General features: G+C 68.4%; 14 protein-coding genes. 12 read left to right on the forward strand and 2 right to left on the reverse strand.

The features are described from left to right. Positions 1-240 precede the first annotated feature (240 nt). The 6 genes from RCH12_RS00005 (at position 241) to leuA (ending at position 8,034) form a co-directional block, all read left to right on the forward strand. Complete coding sequence (locus RCH12_RS00005; protein ID WP_243399209.1) at positions 241-1,125, forward strand: ketopantoate reductase family protein; 885 nt, start codon at positions 241-243, stop codon at positions 1,123-1,125. A gap of 102 nt (positions 1,126-1,227) precedes the next feature. After that, on the forward strand, positions 1,228-3,171 hold the full coding sequence (locus tag RCH12_RS00010; protein WP_327015694.1) for a sensor histidine kinase: 1,944 nt from the start codon (positions 1,228-1,230) through the stop codon (positions 3,169-3,171). Then, the gene (locus RCH12_RS00015) at positions 3,164-3,853 is read left to right on the forward strand and encodes a response regulator transcription factor (RefSeq protein WP_327015695.1); all 690 of its coding nucleotides are present in this window, start codon (positions 3,164-3,166) and stop codon (positions 3,851-3,853) included. Before RCH12_RS00010 ends, RCH12_RS00015 begins: the two co-directional genes overlap by 8 nt. A gap of 123 nt (positions 3,854-3,976) precedes the next feature. Next, positions 3,977-4,738: an ABC transporter ATP-binding protein gene (locus RCH12_RS00020; protein WP_327015696.1), complete on the forward strand. Its 762-nt coding sequence runs from the start codon at positions 3,977-3,979 to the stop codon at positions 4,736-4,738. Further along, the gene (locus RCH12_RS00025) at positions 4,735-6,111 is read left to right on the forward strand and encodes an ABC transporter permease (protein ID WP_327015697.1); all 1,377 of its coding nucleotides are present in this window, start codon (positions 4,735-4,737) and stop codon (positions 6,109-6,111) included. The genes RCH12_RS00020 and RCH12_RS00025 overlap by 4 nt, the downstream gene beginning before the upstream one ends. 156 nt (positions 6,112-6,267) lie before the next feature. Beyond that, complete coding sequence (gene leuA / locus RCH12_RS00030; protein WP_327015698.1) at positions 6,268-8,034, forward strand: 2-isopropylmalate synthase; 1,767 nt, start codon at positions 6,268-6,270, stop codon at positions 8,032-8,034. A gap of 78 nt (positions 8,035-8,112) precedes the next feature. Here leuA and RCH12_RS00035 read toward each other — a convergent pair whose 3' ends face one another. Both RCH12_RS00035 and RCH12_RS00040 read right to left on the reverse strand, forming a co-directional pair. Continuing rightward, positions 8,113-8,733, reverse strand: coding sequence for a hypothetical protein (locus RCH12_RS00035; protein WP_174776225.1), 621 nt, complete (start codon positions 8,731-8,733; stop codon positions 8,113-8,115). A gap of 198 nt (positions 8,734-8,931) precedes the next feature. Further along, entirely contained in the window at positions 8,932-9,669 is a 738-nt protein-coding gene (locus RCH12_RS00040) for a trimeric intracellular cation channel family protein (protein WP_327015699.1), read from the reverse strand. 76 nt (positions 9,670-9,745) lie between these two features. Here RCH12_RS00040 and recO point away from each other — a divergent pair, with 76 nt between their 5' ends. The 6 genes from recO (at position 9,746) to dnaG (ending at position 16,537) form a co-directional block, all read left to right on the forward strand. Then, complete coding sequence (recO, locus tag RCH12_RS00045; protein ID WP_088457987.1) at positions 9,746-10,468, forward strand: DNA repair protein RecO; 723 nt, start codon at positions 9,746-9,748, stop codon at positions 10,466-10,468. Beyond that, positions 10,465-11,292, forward strand: a complete 828-nt coding sequence (locus tag RCH12_RS00050; RefSeq protein WP_088456118.1) for an isoprenyl transferase — start codon at positions 10,465-10,467, stop codon at positions 11,290-11,292. The genes recO and RCH12_RS00050 overlap by 4 nt, the downstream gene beginning before the upstream one ends. 52 nt (positions 11,293-11,344) lie before the next feature. After that, on the forward strand, positions 11,345-12,025 hold the full coding sequence (locus RCH12_RS00055) for a DsbA family oxidoreductase (protein ID WP_103459745.1): 681 nt from the start codon (positions 11,345-11,347) through the stop codon (positions 12,023-12,025). Between the two features lie 210 nt (positions 12,026-12,235). Further along, on the forward strand, positions 12,236-13,399 hold the full coding sequence (gene dusB / locus RCH12_RS00060; RefSeq protein ID WP_088456120.1) for a tRNA dihydrouridine synthase DusB: 1,164 nt from the start codon (positions 12,236-12,238) through the stop codon (positions 13,397-13,399). Beyond that, positions 13,392-14,690, forward strand: coding sequence for a deoxyguanosinetriphosphate triphosphohydrolase (locus tag RCH12_RS00065; RefSeq protein ID WP_243399211.1), 1,299 nt, complete (start codon positions 13,392-13,394; stop codon positions 14,688-14,690). Before dusB ends, RCH12_RS00065 begins: the two co-directional genes overlap by 8 nt. Then, positions 14,678-16,537, forward strand: a complete 1,860-nt coding sequence (dnaG, locus tag RCH12_RS00070; RefSeq protein WP_327015700.1) for a DNA primase — start codon at positions 14,678-14,680, stop codon at positions 16,535-16,537. Before RCH12_RS00065 ends, dnaG begins: the two co-directional genes overlap by 13 nt. The last annotated feature ends 133 nt before the right edge of the window (positions 16,538-16,670 follow it).

The raw sequence follows: 16,670 nt of genomic DNA on the forward strand, positions 1-16,670 counted from the left end.
GGCATGCCCGAAGTCAAAGCCCCGCACTGGATCGACCCCACCGGCACCTGGCGAAAACCACCCCAACACCGCGCCCACGACCCCAAAACCCGACGGCCACTCCACACCGAATGACTGGGGGCACCCGGGCGGTGAGGACTACTCTGTCGCCGACCCTGACGCTGACGCTGCCGCGACTTTGCCAGAATGGTGTCGGGCACGGTCCATCTGGGTGCTGGAGCCTGGATCGAGGGAGTCAACATGTCGCAGGTAACAATGTCTGAGCCGGTCATTGCCGTTGTCGGCGCCGGGGCCGTGGGCGGCCTGCTCGCCGCGCTGCTGGACCGCGCCGGCGTCGAGGTCGTGGCCGTCGCCAGGCCGGAGACCGCTCGAGCGATCGCGGCGGAGGGACTCACCATCCACAGCCCGCACTTCGGCGACGGAGTCTCGAGGATCACCGCGGTCACCGAGATACCCGACGGGGCCAACGTCATCCTCGCCACCAAGGCTTTCGCTCTCCCCGCCGTGACCGGCTCGCTGGCTCAGGCGCGTCCCGCTGAGGTGGTCTCCTTGCTCAACGGCATCGAACACCTGGCGATCCTCCGCGATCACGCACCGGGAGCCCTCGTCGCCGGAGCCTCGGTGGCGGTCGAATCGACGAGGCTCAGCCCCACCGTGATCGAGCATCGCAGCCCGTTCCTTCGGCTCACCGTTCCGGCCAGCGCCGCCGACTCCGGCATCACCGCGGCGTGGCGGAAGGCCGGACTCGACGTCACGGTGGCCGGCACCGACCAAGAGGTGCTCTGGGCCAAATTTCGCTTTCTGGCCCCGATGGCCTTGCTCACCTCGTACTGGCGGTTGCCCATCGGCGCCGCTCTCGAACGCGACGCCGCACTCACGACCGCGGTGCTGACCGACGTGGCCCGGGTCGCCAGCCTGGACGGCGTGCCCACGGACGCCGGGCAGCTGGCCACGGCCCTCACCGCGCTGCCGGCGACTATGCGCTCATCGCTGCAGAACGACCTGGAGGCGGGGCAGCGGAGCGAGCTGGATGCCATCGGGGGAGCCCTCGCCCGCCGCGGCCGCAGTCTCGGTGCGGCCACCGCCGCCGTGGATGGACTGTTGGCGGACCTCACTGCGAGATGACGTTCGGAACGGCTACATCGCTGGGATGACCTCCCGGGGACGCCGGGATGATCTGGTGCGCGGAACCCGGACGCCGCGCTGGGGGAGCCCTACGCTGTAACCATGACGGTTCCAGGGTTTCTCACGCGTGCCGCCCCGCACCGCTGGGCACTTGAACCCGCGCTCGGTCTGGCTGTGGCCCTGGTGTGGGGGATCCCTGCCCTGTGGGAGGGCCAATCGGCAGCACTGCTGGCGGTCTGGATGTTCGCGATCGCGGTGGGCCTGTCCCGCTTCGTCCCTCTGCTGGGACTGACCATCGGCGCTGTCGCGACACTGGCCGTGGTCACCGCCGGAACCGGCTACCTGGCCGGGCCGGGCGCCGTACCGCTGCTGCTCACCTCCGGCTGCCTGGCGGTCTGGGGCGCCGGACTCCACGGGCGGCGCTGGGTCAGGTTCGTCGGCCTTGCCGCGGCGCTCCTCCTCGGCATGCTCGTCACAGTCTTCCTCGTGCTGCCTCTGTCGATGCAGGGGGCGCAGGACCTGGATGGGACGCTCCGGTTCTTCGGCGACCTCGGATTTCGGCTCACCGGCGGCTTCCTGGCCGCCCTCGCGCTCGTAGGCGGCTGGGCGCTGGCGCTGGTCGTTCGGAGCCGGGCCGATCGCCGCAGCGCCGCAGGGCCCGTCGAGGCAGACGCCCTCACGCTGGAGACCTGGCTGATGCTGCCGCAGGGCGCACCGACGGGCACGGTGACGATGGGCGTTCCGATCCGAGGTCCCCTCGGCGCTCTGCTCGGTGACCGCACCGGCGGCCGGCTCGTCTTCCGCCCGGTCTCACGGCGCACCGTCACCGTCGACGTCGGAATCGCGGTCACCTTCTCCCTTTTCTGCCTCATCATCGATGCCGGCAATGGCTTCGTGTCGTTCCTCGTACTGGTCGGCTTCACGGCAGCCCTGGCCGTGCGCCGGCTGTCACCGGGCCTGGCTCTGACGATCGCCTGGGTCAGCGCCCTCGCCCAGATGCTGGCCGGGCTGCCGGTGCTGACCGGCAACTTCGCGGTGTTGGCCGTTCTGTACGCCACGGCGGCCTACGGCGACAGGATGCTGCGCTGGGTCGGCCTGGTTTCCGTGGGGATCGGCGCCGTGCTCGCCGCCGGCTACATCGCGGTTATCCAACAGGGCGCGCTCTCCATCGGCGAGGCACTCGCGCAAGGCAACGCGGCCGGCCTGGTCTGGTCCTTCGTGGCCACCCTGATCGCGAGCGTCGCGGTGCTCGGTCTCTCCTGGACCCTCGGACTACTCATGCGAACCTGGCAGACCGCCAGGGCTGGCCGGCTCAGCCAGCATCGAGCGGTGGAGGAACAGCGCGTCGCGCAGCGCAGCGTGGTCGTCGAGCAGGAACGCAACCGCATCGCCCGCGACATGCACGACGTTGTCGCCCACTCCCTGGCCGTGGTCATCGCCCAGGCCGACGGGGCCCGGTACGCGCGCGCCGCGAACCCCGAGGCCGTCGACGAGGCGTTGACCACCATCTCGACCACGGCCAGGGACGCCCTGGGCGACGTGCGCATCCTGCTCACCCGCCTGCGCCAGGACGCGGCCGACGGACCGCAACCCGTGCTCGCCGACCTCGACCGCCTGGTGGCGCAGATGCAGAGCACCGGGCTCGACATCGAGTGGACCACCACGGGCACACCCACCACGCTCGGCTCCGGTGCCCAGCTGGCCGTCTACCGCATCGTGCAGGAGGCCCTCACCAACGCCCTCCGGCACGGTGACGCTGGTCGGCCGGTATATTTGAGCCTCGCCTGGACGGACGGATGGGTTGCGGTGACGATAGACAACGCGGTGCGACCGAGCCCGGCCGCCGACGCATCCGGTGTCCTCGGCCACGGACTACCCGGCATGCGCGAACGGGCGCTCCTCGCCGGCGGCTCGCTGACCGCGGAGCCCATCGGCGGCCGGTTCATCGTGGCCGCGCGCCTGCCGGCCATCACCACCAACGCCCTGGTACGCCCCACCGTGCTGACCCCGGCCCCACCCCGACCAACGGAGAACCCCCATGAGTGACGTCCACCCGGCGGATACTCCGCGCATCCGGGTCGCCCTCGTCGACGACCAGGCTCTCTTCAGGGCCGGGATCCGCATGCTGGTCTCCTCCCAGGACGATCTGGAGTTCGTCGGAGAGGCCGGCAACGGCGCCGCCGGCGTCACCATGGCCGCCGCTGCCTTCCCCGACGTGATCCTGATGGACATCCGCATGCCCGTGATGGACGGCATCGACGCCACGGCGGCCATCATCGCCGCCGCCACCCAGGCTGGAACGACCCCGCCGCGGATCATCGTGCTCACCACCTTCGAACTCGACGAGAGCGCCAGTCGGGCCATCCGCGGCGGGGCGAGCGGCTTCCTGCTCAAGGACGCCGATCCGGAGTTCCTGCTCGCCGCCATCCGCACCGTGCACGCCGGCAGCGCCGTCATCGCCGCGTCCGCCACCCGCGAGCTCTTTGCCCACTTCGACGCTCCTGCTCCGGAGCAGGAGGTGCCGGTGGCGTACACCACCCTGACCAGCCGGGAACGGGACATCTTCGCCCTCGCCGCCCTCGGCCTGAGCAACGCCGAGATCGCCGCGGGTGAGTTCCTGAGCGAGGCCACCGTCAAGACTCACATCAGCCGCATCCTGGCCAAGCTCTCGCTGCGCGACAGGGTGCAACTCGTGGTCTTCGCCTTTCAGCACCGCCTCACCCAGTAGCTCTGCTCCACCCGGTAACCGCCCAGCGGATGACCCGGCACCGCCGGCACTCATCCGTCCGGCCCCGCTGATTACACCCGGGGCCCGATGCGGCCGCTGGCACCGGATTCGTACCGTGGAAACATGGAAAATTCACCGTCAGAACTCGGCCTCGCGGCCAGAGTCACCTCCCTGCGCAAGACCTACGGCTCCGCCACCACGTCGGTGACGGCCCTCGACGACGTGTCCATCGGCATCCGTCGGGGCCAGTTCACCGCCATCATGGGCCCGAGCGGCTCGGGCAAGTCCACCCTGATGCACATCATGGCGGGGTTGGACACGGCGAGCGCCGGCCAGGCCTGGCTCGGTGACACCGAGATCAGCGCCCTGAATGACGCCGCACTGACGGTCCTCCGCCGGCGGCGGATCGGCTTCATCTTCCAGGCCTTCAACCTCGTACCCACGCTGGACGTGCGCGGCAACATCCTGCTGCCCTTCGCCCTGGACGGCCGGAAGCCGAGCACCACCGAGAACAACTGGATCGAGCAGCTCATCGACTCGCTCGGCCTGGCCGACAGGCTCACGCACCGGCCGCACGAGCTCTCCGGCGGACAGCAGCAGCGCGTCGCCATCGCCAGGGCCCTGGCCACCCGGCCTGAACTGGTGTTCGCCGACGAACCCACCGGCAACCTCGACTCCCGGAGCGGTCGGGAGGTGCTGGCCCTGCTCAAGGCGGCGAGCACCGGCTATGGCCAGAGCATCGCCATGGTCACCCACGACCCCATTGCGGCCAGCTTCGCCGACCGGATCCTCTTCCTCGCCGACGGCCGCCTGGTCGAAGACCGGGAACGGTCCTCGGCCGAAGGCATCTCCCGCATCATGCTCGGCATGGAGCAGCGCGCATGAGCGGCCGCGGTGCAAGCCTGCTCGTAGCCGGCCTCGCCTCGGCCTTCGGCGTCGTGCTGCTGCAGGTCACCAGCGTGCTCGCCACGGTGATCAGTGGTGACGACGTTTCCGACATCGGGGCGGTGCGCTCGGCCCTGTCAATCGTCGCGGTTCTCTTCATCACCATCGCGGTCTACGTCAGTTCGATCGTCACCACGAACACCGTCGCGACGATCATCGCCGGCCGCACCCGCACCATCGCCCTGATGCGCCTGATCGGCTCCAGCGCCCGTGATCAGCGCCGTGCGGTGGCCAAGGAAGGCCTTCTCGTCGGTGCCGTCGGCGCCGTCCTCGGCGCGGTCGTGGGAACGGTGCTTCTCAGCATCGGACTGTGGATAGCCGTGGCCGCCGGCACGCTGCCCGACCTGCGGTACAGCCTGATCGAACCGCTCCTGGCGCTTCCCGTCCTCGTTGTCGTGCTCTCCACCTGGTGCGCGGCCTGGGTGGGTTCGCGCCGGGTACTCTCGGTCAGTCCGATGCAGGCCGTCGGCGCCGCCCAGGAACGCTCGCTCGAGGAAACGGTCCGACGTCCGGCCCGCAACATCGTCGCCGTGCTGCTGATCGTGGCCGGGGTCTTGTTCCTCGCCGGCGGTGTCGTCGTGGGCCAGCTCAGTGAGTACGGTGTGCTGCTGGGACTGGTGGGAGGGCTGCTGTCCTTCAGCGGGCTCGTGCTGGGCTCGCACCTGATCATGCCGCCCGTCCTGGGCCTCGTGGGTCGCCTGCTGGGTTCGAACGCACCGTCCAGGCTCGCGGCCGCCAACGCGCAGCAGCATCCGGAGCGGAGCTCCAGGGCCACCATCGGCCTGGTCATCGGCGTGACGCTGATCACCATGTTCGCCGTCGCCGGGGCAACCTTCGAGAAGATGATGGGGCTGGCCATGGAGGACCCGTCGGTGCGCAGAGCGATCAGTGAGATGGTCGGCATCAGCCTGGCGGTGATCTCGGTGCTGGTGGGCTTCAGTGCCCTCATCGCGGCGGTGGGCATGGTGAACAACCTGGCCCTGAGCGTGCTCCAGCGGTCCAGGGAGATCGGGTTGCTGCGGGCGCTCGGCTTCACCGGCGGACAGGTGCGCAGGATGATCCTGGCCGAGAGCCTGCAGATGACCGTGGCTGCGGTCGCGCTCGGGCTGGCCCTCGGCGTCGTCTACGGCTGGGCTGCCGCGCAGTCGCTGTTCGGCACGGTGGCCAACATCGGGTTCGTCACACCGGCGGTGCCCTGGTTGCTCGTGGTGCTCAGCGTGACCGGGACCGCCGTCCTGGCCGTCGCTGCGACCATCGTGCCCGCCCGGCGCGCGGTGTCCGTCGCCCCGGTGACCGCCCTGGCCGCCGGCTGAGCGGATGCTGAGGAACTCTTCGGCAATCGGTGTTACCCTCTTTGTGTGCTGTTCGGTCTGCTCCTCCTTAGCTGCCGCGACGAGTCCTAATCTGAGGCCTCACTCGTCGCGGAGTTTGTCGTCGGCTGACCACCACTCGCGAGGAGAGATTAGACCATGAAGAACACTCAGGCCGCATCGACTATGCCGGTACACAAGTACCGCCCGTATCAGGACCAGTTCAGCGTCGACCTGCCGGACCGCACCTGGCCGGCCAACCGCATCACCGTCGCACCGCGCTGGTGCGCCGTCGACCTGCGAGACGGCAACCAGGCCCTCATCGACCCGATGAGCCCCGAACGCAAGCGCATCATGTTCGACCTGCTGGTGCGGATGGGCTACAAGGAGATCGAGGTCGGCTTCCCGTCGGCCAGCCAGACCGACTTCGACTTCGTCCGCAGTCTCATCGACGACGGCGCGATCCCCGACGACGTGACCATCCAGGTGCTCACCCAGGCTCGTGAGCACCTGATCCGTCGCACCTACGAGTCCATCGTCGGCGCCAAACAGGCCATCGTGCACCTGTACAACTCCACCAGTGTGCTGCAGCGCGATGTCGTGTTCCGGGAGGACAAGCAGGGCATCATCGACCTGGCCCTGTTCGGCGCCCGGACCTGCCGGGCCCTCGAGGCCACGGTTCCCGGCACCGCCGTGTACTACGAGTACTCGCCGGAGAGCTTCACAGGCACCGAGCTGGAGTTCGCCGTGGACATCTCCAACCAGGTGATCGAGATCTTCGAGCCCACCCCGGAGCGCAAGGTCATCATCAACCTGCCGGCCACCGTCGAGATGGCCACGCCCAACGTCTACGCCGACTCCATCGAGTGGATGAGCCGGCACCTGGCCCACCGCGAGAACGTCATCCTGTCGCTGCACCCGCACAACGACCGCGGCACCGCGATCGCGGCTGCGGAGCTGGGCTACCTGGCCGGCGCCGACCGTATCGAGGGCTGCCTGTTCGGCAACGGCGAACGCACCGGCAACGTCGACCTCGTCGCCCTGGGCATCAACCTGTTCACCCAGGGCATCGACCCGCAGATCGACTTCGGCAACATCGACGAGGTCAAGCGCACCGCGGAGTACTGCAACCAGCTGCCCGTTCCCGAACGCAGCCCCTGGGCGGGCGACCTGGTCTTCACCGCCTTCAGCGGCTCCCACCAAGACGCCATCAAGAAGGGCTTCGAGGCCATGGCCGCCGAAGCCGCCGAGACCGGGGCCAGCGTCGACGACCTGGTCTGGGCCGTACCGTACCTGCCGATCGACCCCAAGGACCTCGGCCGCAGCTACGAAGCGGTCATCAGGGTCAACTCGCAGTCCGGCAAGGGCGGCGTCGCCTACCTGCTCAAGACGGACCACCACCTGGACCTGCCGCGGAAGCTGCAGATCGAGTTTTCCGGCGTCGTGCAGGCCAAGACCGACACCGACGGCGGCGAGGTCACCAGTGATCAGATCTGGGACATCTTCAACGACGAGTACCTGCCCGCCAACCACACCAACCCGGATGCGAAGTGGGGCCGGTTCGAGTTGTTCTCCACCCGCACCTCCAGCGACCTGGCCGGCGCGGTAGACCTCACCGTCGACCTGCGCGATTCGGACGCCGTCGCCCCGGCCACGGCGACAGGTAACGGCCCGATCGCCGCGTTCCTGGGCATCATGGCGGACCGTGGCGTCACGATCACCCTGTACGACTACGTTGAGCACGCCATGGCCGCCGGCGGAGACGCCTCGGCCGCGGCGTACGTCGAGCTCGACGTGAACGGCAAGCGGTTCTGGGGCGTCGGCATCGACCCCGACATCTCGACGGCATCACTGAAGGCCGTCGTGTCGGCGGTTAACCGCGGCATCCGGGCCGAAGCGGGCGATCGGGAATTGGCGACCGTCTGACCTGCACGCGGATGGCCCCGGCTGCGACTCTCGTCGCGGCCGGGGCCATCCTGCGTATTGCGCCGTCCTGTGTACGGCTCAGACCCGCATGGCCCGTCGGGCCTGGCTGGGTGTGAGCGGCTGAGGAACCGGCACTGGTTCGCCGTCCGGCTTGCCCAGCACCGCCGTGCAGTCATCGATCGCCTGGGCCAACAGTGCGTAGAGACGCTCATCGGTGTCGGGAATGCACGCCTCGGCGATGCCCTGCACCGTGATGCGGATGATCGACTCCGCGGTGCGGTCGGTGAACCGGGTACGAGACCACGACCCGACCGAACCCATGAACTCGCGCGCCCAGCGTTCGGTTTGCGGCGCCTTGTCGAATGCCGCACGTACCTGCTCTGACACATCGATCGGGGTTCCCTCCGACGACCGCGCCAGGTGACGCTGACAGTTGAGGATGCCCACGGCCAGGGCCCGCTGGTGATCGGCGCTGACCACCGGCAGACCGGCCGTCGCGGCCCGCAGGGCCACGACAAGACGGACCCGCTGGTCGTCGCCGCGCAGTCCGATCACGGACGGGATCAGCATCATCAGGCGGGATCTGGCGTCATCGGAGGTGCAGTCGTTGACCATGCGTGCCAGCGAGGCCAAGACCGGATGTGTGCACGCTGGATGGTCGCTCCACGCCTCACCGGACAGGTGCGACGCGAATTCCATGAAGCACGCTCCGCTGCGTGGGGACTTGTGTTTGCCCCGGGAAAGGACAGGCAACAGCTCGGGCGCAGTGCCCTCGTATCGTTTCATGGAGTACCTCCCTGCGACGTGGTTGTGCCTCAATACTGACCCCAGATTGGGGGAAAGGCGAGGCCAAAACCGGTCCGGATGACAAATGCTCAGAAAACGCTCCGGAACGCGTCAGCGGTCAGCCGTGGCGGTGGGCTCGGGGTGCGCCTGGGTGCGGCGCCGTGGCCAGAACCGCAACGGCTGGATCGAACCCCGCCGGCGCCAGTGCGGCCAGCTGCCGATGGCCCGTTGCTGCGGCAGGGTCCAGCCGAATCGGGCTGCGAGGACCCGGATGACCGTGGTCGTGACCACGCAGATCAGTGCCGCCGCGGTGATCGGCACCTCGAGCACCACCAGAGTGACCAGGAGCCCGCAGCCCACCAGAGCGGCGACGGCGTACAGCGAGCCGACGTGCATCACGGCGATGGGCACGTTCAGCATCATGTCTCGCAGCACGGACCCGCCCACAGCGGAGACCACCCCGACGAACAGGGCGGGAATCTCCGGCAGGCCGGCGGCGAGTGCCTTGGTGGTGCCGATCACGCCGAACAGGCCGATGGTCACGGCGTCCAGGGTGATGATCAGCGGGCCGAGCCGGTTGAACAGGCTCTGCAACAGCATGCCCAGCAGCGCGAACACCGCCGCGACGGGCAGGTACCAGTTGCTCAGCAGCGCGGCCGGCACCCCGCCGAGCAGGATGTCGCGCAGCAGGCCGCCGCCCAGGCCCACCGTGATGCCGATGATCGAGATGCCCAGCAGATCCATCCGGCGGTCGGTGAACCGGCCCGCGAACATCGCCCCCTGGATCGCGCCGATGGCGACGGCGACGAGGTCGATCCAGAGCGGAATGGCGAAGAGGGGAGTGGGCACCGTCAATATCTACCACGGCCCGCATGACCTCCGGCGCGGGCGTCGGCATCCGTCCGCCGGAGTGGGAGAATTGACCGTGCCCGTTTACCGTGATGAAGCCGTCGTGCTGCGTACCCACAAGCTGGGCGAAGCCGACCGCATCATCACCCTGCTCACCCGCCAGCACGGCAAGGTGCGTGCTGTCGCCAAGGGCGTGCGCCGTACGGCGTCGAAATTCGGTGCCAGGCTCGAGCCGTTCATGGTCGTCGACGTGCAGCTCTATATCGGTCGCAGCCTCGACATTGTCAACCAGGCCGAATCGATCGGCTCGTATGGGGCCGTCATCACCGCCGATTACGGCAGCTACACCGCCGCGAGCGCCATGGTCGAAACCGCGGATAAGCTCACCGAATCCGAGGGGTCGCTGCAGCAATACCTGCTTCTGGTGGGGGCGCTGCGGTCTTTGTCCAGGCACGAGCACGGCTCCGGCGCCACCCTCAACTCCTACCTGCTCCGGTCACTGTCCATGGCCGGCTGGGCGCCCAGCTTCCACGACTGCGCCCGCTGCGGCGCGCCGGGCCCGCATTCGGCTTTCGTGGCGCAGGTCGGCGGCATCGTCTGCGACAACTGCGCCGCCCCGGGTTCGCCCCGCCTCGACCCCGACACCATCGCCCTGCTCAGCGCCCTGCTCACCGGAGACTGGGCCTTCACAGCCGATGCCTCTGACACCACCCACGCCCAGGCCACCGGGGTCGTCGCCGCATACACGCAGTGGCACCTCGGCCGCGGCCTCCGATCACTGGAGCACGTGCGCCCATGACGCCGAATCCCTTCCGTTCCTCCTCGAGCACCCCCTTCACCCACAAGGACGCGGTGCCGTTCAAGCCCGTCGACTGGACCGGGCTCTACCCGCCGGCGCTGCCCGCCAAGGCCGTGCCGGAACACGTGGCCGTGGTGATGGACGGCAACGGCCGCTGGGCCAACGCCAGGGGCCTGTCCAGGGTCGAGGGCCACAAGGCCGGTGAAGCATCACTGCTCGACGTGGTCGCCGGAGCCATCCAGATCGGCGTCAAGCACCTCAGCGTGTACGCGTTCTCCACCGAGAACTGGAAGCGCTCACCCGACGAGGTGCGCTTTCTGATGGGCTTCAACCGGGATGTCCTGCACCGCCGTCGCGACCAGCTCAACGACTGGGGCGTGCGGGTGCGCTGGGCCGGCCGGAAGCCCAAGCTGTGGGCCTCGGTGATCAACGAGCTGCAGTTCGCCGAGAAGCTCACCGCCGGCAACGACGTGTTGACCCTGACCATGTGCGTCAACTACGGCGGCCGCACCGAGATCGCGGATGCCGTGCGGGCCCTGGCCGAGGACGTCGCCGCGGGCCGGCTGAAGCCGTCCGGCATCACCGAGAAGTCCATCCAACGGCACCTGTACACCGCCGACCTGCCCGACGTCGACCTGTTCGTCCGCAGCTCCGGTGAGCAGCGCACCAGCAACTTCCTGCTCTGGCAGAGCGCATACGCCGAGATGGTGTTCCTGGACACCCTCTGGCCCGACTTCACCCGCGTCGACCTCTGGCACGCCATCGAGCTGTACGCCGCCCGCAACCGCCGCTACGGCGGCGCCGTGGACACGCCCACCGCCTGACCGTTCCGGGTACGCGGGAATAACTGGAGGGTCCGCTCGAGTTAGCCTCCACGTGAGCGAAACCATCAAAGTAGACATCTGGTCCGACGTGCAGTGCCCCTGGTGCTACATCGGCAAACGCAAGTTCGAGGCCGGCGTGGCCGCATTCGGCGACGACGTCGAGGTGGAGTACCACTCCTTCGAACTCGCCCCGGACACCCCCGTCGATTTCGCGGGCAGCCCGATCGATTACCTCAGCGAGCGCAAGGGCATCCCGGTGCCGCAGGTGCTCGAGATGCTGGAGCGGGTCACCGGCATCGCCGAGAGCGTCGGCCTGCACTACGACTACGACTCGGTGCACCAGACCAATACCATCAAGGCGCACGAGCTGCTGCACTACGCCAAGGCGCACGGTCTGCAGCTGGAGATGAAGGAGAGCCTGCTCAAGGCGTACTTCGTCGACGGCGGCCACGTCGGCCGCATCGAGGATCTCGCCGACCTCGCCGCCACGGTCGGCCTGGACCGCGCCGACGTGGTGCGCTCCCTCACCGAGAACGAGTACCTGGCCGCGGTCAAGGCCGATGTCGCCCAGGCCACCGAGTACGGCATCCAGGGGGTGCCCTTCTTCGTGATCGACGGCAAATACGGCATCTCCGGCGCACAGGACCCTGATACCTTTGCGCAAGCCCTCCGCCAGGTCCGCAGCGAGCGGACCGACACCGACACCCGCGCAACCGAGGAGACCCACGCATGAGCGAGACCACCACCGCGACCGACACGGCGACCACCCCGGTGCTGCGTCCGATCATCCAGCTGCTCGACCAGCCCGACGCCGGCGGATGCTGCGGCGGCGGGTCCTGCGGCATCTAGCCGTCCGACGTTTCAGCCCGGCCGGCCGACGGGTTTTCCACCGTCGGACGGCCGTGGCGTCCATGCCCGGCCAGGTCTGGGAGAATTGGATGAGATGAACACTCCCACTTCCACGATCAGCCCGGTGTCCCCGCTTCGAATCGGCGACATCGAACTCGATGTGCCCGTGGTGCTGGCACCCATGGCCGGCATCACCAACACGGCGTTCCGCCGGCTCTGCCGCGAATACGGCGCCGGACTCTACGTGAGCGAAATGATCACCTCCCGGGCGCTCGTCGAACGCACCCCGGAATCCATGCGGTTGATCACGCACCACGAGAGCGAGAAAACCCGCTCCATCCAGCTCTACGGTGTCGACCCGAAGACGGTCTCAGAGGCCGTCACCATGCTCGTCGCCGAGGACCGCGCCGACCACATCGACTTGAATTTCGGCTGCCCGGTGCCCAAGGTCACCCGCAAGGGCGGGGGAGCGGCGCTGCCCTGGAAGATCACCCTGTTCCGGGAGATCGTCGAGGCCGCCGTGACGGCCGCGGGGACGATCCCGCTGACCGTCAAGATGCGCAAGGGCATCGACTCCGACCACCTCACCTACCTCGAAGCCGGTCGCGTCGCCGAGGGCGCCGGCGTTGCCGCGATCGCGCTGCACGCCCGCACCGCCGCGGATTACTACTCCGGCCACGCCGACTGGGCCGCCATCAAGACCCTCAAGGACACCATCACCAGCGTGCCCGTTCTCGGCAACGGCGACATCTGGTCCGCCGCCGACGCTCTGCGCATGATCGAGGAGACCGGGTGCGACGGCGTCGTCGTCGGCCGTGGCTGCCTGGGACGTCCGTGGCTGTTCGGCGACCTCGCGGCGGCATTCCGCGGCGAAGTGCTCAAGGCCGAACCCTCCCTCGGCCAGGTCGCGGATGCGTTCCGCCGGCACGCCGAACTGCTCACCGAGTTCTTCGACAGCGAGGAACGGGCCTGCCGCGATGTGCGCAAGCACGTTGCTTGGTACTTCAAGGGCTACCCCGTCGGCGGGGACCTGCGAGCCAGCCTGGCCTCCGTTGTGTCGCTCGAGCAGCTGGATGAGCTCCTGGCGACCATGGACCCCGACCAGCCCTATCCCGGCATCGGGGCCGAGGGCCAGCGCGGCCGGGCCGGCAGCCCCAAGAAGACCTCCCTGCCCGAACGCTGGCTCGAGTCTCGCGACATCGTCGGCGCAGAGCGCAGCAATCTCACGGAGGGCGAGGGGGACACCAGCGGTGGTTAATCAGACCGGGTACAGCGTTCACGACGAGGCCAGGTTCCGACCTGAGGAGCACGATTCCAGCCGCAGCGACTTCGCCCGCGACAGAGCCAGGCTGCTGCATTCCAGCGCCCTGCGCCGCCTGGCCGCGAAGACCCAGGTGCTCAGCCCCGCCGCCGGTCTGGACTTCGCCCGCAACCGCCTCACCCACTCGCTCGAGGTCGCGCAGATCGGCCGGGAGCTCGCCCTGCGCCTGGCCCTGGACCCCGACATCGTCGATACGGCGTGTCTGGCGCACGACATCGGGCATCCGCCGTTCGGTCACAACGGGGAGAAGGCCCTCAACACCTGGGCCGCCGACATCGGCGGCTTCGAGGGCAACGCGCAAACCCTGCGTCTGCTCAGCCGGCTCGAACCCAAGGTTTTCGGGGACAACGGCGCGAGCTTCGGACTGAACCTCACCCGCGCCAGCCTCGACGCCAGTTGCAAGTACCCGTGGGCAGCCGACTCCTCGGTCGCCGATCCGAGCGGACGCGCCAAATTCGGTTTCTACGAGGACGACCGCGCGGCCTTCGAATGGCTGCGCGATGGCGCACCGGAACGCCAGCTCTGTGTCGAGGCGGAGGTCATGGACCTCTCCGACGACATTGCTTACTCGGTGCACGACTTCGAGGACGCCGTGGTCAGCGGCTACCTCGACGTGGAACTGCTCAGCAGCCGCAGCGATCACGCCGCCCTGGTCACCTCGATGTACGAGTGGACCGGCGGGCAGTTCAGCCACGACGAACTCATCGCCGCCTTCGACAGACTCGACGCCCTCGACGTGTGGCTGCACGGGTGGAACGCAGGCCGTCGGGACCAGGGCCGTCTGAAGAACCTGACCAGCCAGCTCATCGGCCGGTTCAGCGGCGCGGCCGTGTCGGCCACCAGAGCGGCCTACCCCGACCGACACCTCATCAGGTTTGCCGCCCACGTCGTGGTGCCGCGGGAGGTCCAGGCCGAGATCGGCGTGCTCAAGGGCATCGTCGCCGCATTCGTGATGTCCACCCACGTGCGCCAGCCGATCTACATCGAGCAACGCGAAACGCTCACCTACCTGGCGGACACGCTGTTGGCGACGGGTGACGAACACCTGGACCCCGGCTTCCGGGAGGACTGGGCGGCTGCCGCGGACGACGCGGCCCGCAAACGCGTGATAGTCGACCAGGTGGCCAGCCTGACCGATCAGAGCGCGATCGCCCTGCAGCGCCGGTTGCACCTGACCCGTGAACCCGCCGGGATCACGCTTCGGACCGGTGCCGCATGGCAGGACTGATCCGGCAGGGCGACGTCGAAGAGGTCAAGGCCCGCACCAACATCGCCGACATCATCAGCGACTATGTCAGCCTCAAATCTGCCGGGGTCGGATCGATGAAGGGCCTGTGCCCGTTCCACGACGAGCGCAGCCCCAGTTTTCACGTGCGTCCGCAGGTCGGTTTCTACCACTGCTTCGGCTGTGGCGAGAGTGGCGACGTCTACTCCTTCCTGCAGAAGATGGACCATGTCAGCTTCAGCGAGGCCGTGGAACGGTTGGCCGGCCGGGCCGGCATCGAACTGCACTACGAGGGTGGCGGCGCCGAGGCCCCTGACCACACCAACCGGGCGCGGCTGTACGCGGCCAACCAGGCCGCCGCCGAGTTCTTCATCGACAAGCTCAGCAGCCCGGGGGCGCAGGTGGGCCGCACCTTCCTCGGTGACCGTGGCTTTGATGCCCAGGCCGCCGAACGGTTCGGCGTCGGCTTCGCGCCGAAAAGTTGGGACGAGCTGACCAAACACCTGCGCGGCCGTGGTTTCAGCACCGAGGAACTCACCCTCTCCGGCCTGGTGTCAGCCGGGGACCGGGGGATCTACGACAGGTTCCGCGGTCGCCTGGTCTGGCCGATCCGTGACATCACCGGGCAGACCATCGGCTTCGGCGCCCGCAAGCTGCTCGAAGACGACAAGGGCCCCAAATACCTCAACACACCCGAAACCCCGATCTACCACAAGGCCCAGGTGCTGTACGGCCTGGACCTGGCCAAGCGTGACATCTCCCGCAACCACCAGGTGGTGGTCGTCGAGGGCTACACCGACGTCATGGCCTGCCACCTGGCCGGCGTGACCACGGCCGTTGCCACCTGCGGAACCTCCTTCGGGGTGGACCACATCAAGGTGCTGCGCCGGGTACTCGGCGACGACAGCGGTGTCGGGGAGGTCGTTTTCACGTTCGACCCCGACGCCGCGGGGCAGAAAGCCGCCGTGCGTGCCTTCGCCGAGGAACAACGGTTCAGCGCCCAGACCTTCGTGGCCGTCGCCCCGGAAGGGCTCGACCCGTGCGACCTGCGGCTGCACCGCGGAGACGACGCCGTGCGTCGACTGGTCGACTCCAAAAAGCCGATGTTCGAGTTCATGATCCGCCAGCTTCTGGCCCAGTACAACCTCGACACCGTCGAAGGCCGGGTCTCCGCCCTGCGCGCGGCCGCCCCGGTGGTCAGCGACATCCGGGACCCGTCACTGCGACCTGGCTACACCCACGAACTCTCCCGCATGCTGGGAATGGACCTCGGTGAGGTGTCCCGCGCCGTCAGCTCAGCCCAGGCGCGGTCCCGCACCGCGCCCCTCGACGCACCTCGTCGGGCGGGAGAACCGGCACCGGCCCCGCGCGAGCGGCTCTTCGCCCTCGCCGAGCTGCCCCAGGACCCGGTCACCCGGATCGAGCGGGACGCGCTGATGGCGATGCTGCAGCATCCGATTCTCGTCGGGCTCGATCTCGTGCAGCGGGCGGTTTCGACCGGCATGACCAACAGCACCCTCGCGGTCGTCCGAGACGCCGTGGCCGCCGCCCTGCCGCACGCCGCCGCTCCGGATTGGCTGGAACGGGTCGTCGCAGAGACCCCGGCTCCGCTGGCGAACCTGGTCACCGAACTGGCGATGGCCCCGCTGCCTGAGCGCACCGAGCGCGAGGTCACCCGCTATGTGCGAGACATCACCATCGTGCTGATCGAGAAGGACCTGCTGCGGCAGAAGGCCGAACTGCTCGGCCGCCTGCAACGGGCCGATGCGACCAACCGTGAGGTCTACGTCGCGATTCAGCGCGAGCTCGTGCGGGTCGAAGCCGAACGGCGCAACCTCCGGGTCGAGTAGCCGGCTTATATTGCGGGTCTATTAAGATGCATTGCAGAATGGCCGTCTGACGCGCAGAGTGTGCTAATTCTTGGTTTACAGCAACGCATATCTGCGTCTGAGCGCAGATATTCGGTTTCACCAAGACACCCAC

The sequence above is a fragment of the Cryobacterium sp. MP_3.1 genome (genome assembly GCF_035984795.1).
Taxonomy (GTDB): Bacteria; Actinomycetota; Actinomycetes; order Actinomycetales; family Microbacteriaceae; genus Cryobacterium; species Cryobacterium zongtaii.

Coding starts and splice junctions, on each gene's coding strand:
- RCH12_RS00005 (WP_243399209.1), top strand. CDS start 241: ATGTCGCAGGTAACAATGTCTGAGCCGGTCATTGCCGTTGTCGGCGCC.
- RCH12_RS00010 (WP_327015694.1), top strand. CDS start 1,228: ATGACGGTTCCAGGGTTTCTCACGCGTGCCGCCCCGCACCGCTGGGCA.
- RCH12_RS00015 (WP_327015695.1), top strand. CDS start 3,164: ATGAGTGACGTCCACCCGGCGGATACTCCGCGCATCCGGGTCGCCCTC.
- RCH12_RS00035 (WP_174776225.1), bottom strand. CDS start 8,733: ATGGAATTCGCGTCGCACCTGTCCGGTGAGGCGTGGAGCGACCATCCA.
- RCH12_RS00050 (WP_088456118.1), top strand. CDS start 10,465: ATGACGCCGAATCCCTTCCGTTCCTCCTCGAGCACCCCCTTCACCCAC.
- RCH12_RS00025 (WP_327015697.1), top strand. CDS start 4,735: ATGAGCGGCCGCGGTGCAAGCCTGCTCGTAGCCGGCCTCGCCTCGGCC.
- RCH12_RS00020 (WP_327015696.1), top strand. CDS start 3,977: ATGGAAAATTCACCGTCAGAACTCGGCCTCGCGGCCAGAGTCACCTCC.
- leuA (WP_327015698.1), top strand. CDS start 6,268: ATGAAGAACACTCAGGCCGCATCGACTATGCCGGTACACAAGTACCGC.
- dnaG (WP_327015700.1), top strand. CDS start 14,678: ATGGCAGGACTGATCCGGCAGGGCGACGTCGAAGAGGTCAAGGCCCGC.
- dusB (WP_088456120.1), top strand. CDS start 12,236: ATGAACACTCCCACTTCCACGATCAGCCCGGTGTCCCCGCTTCGAATC.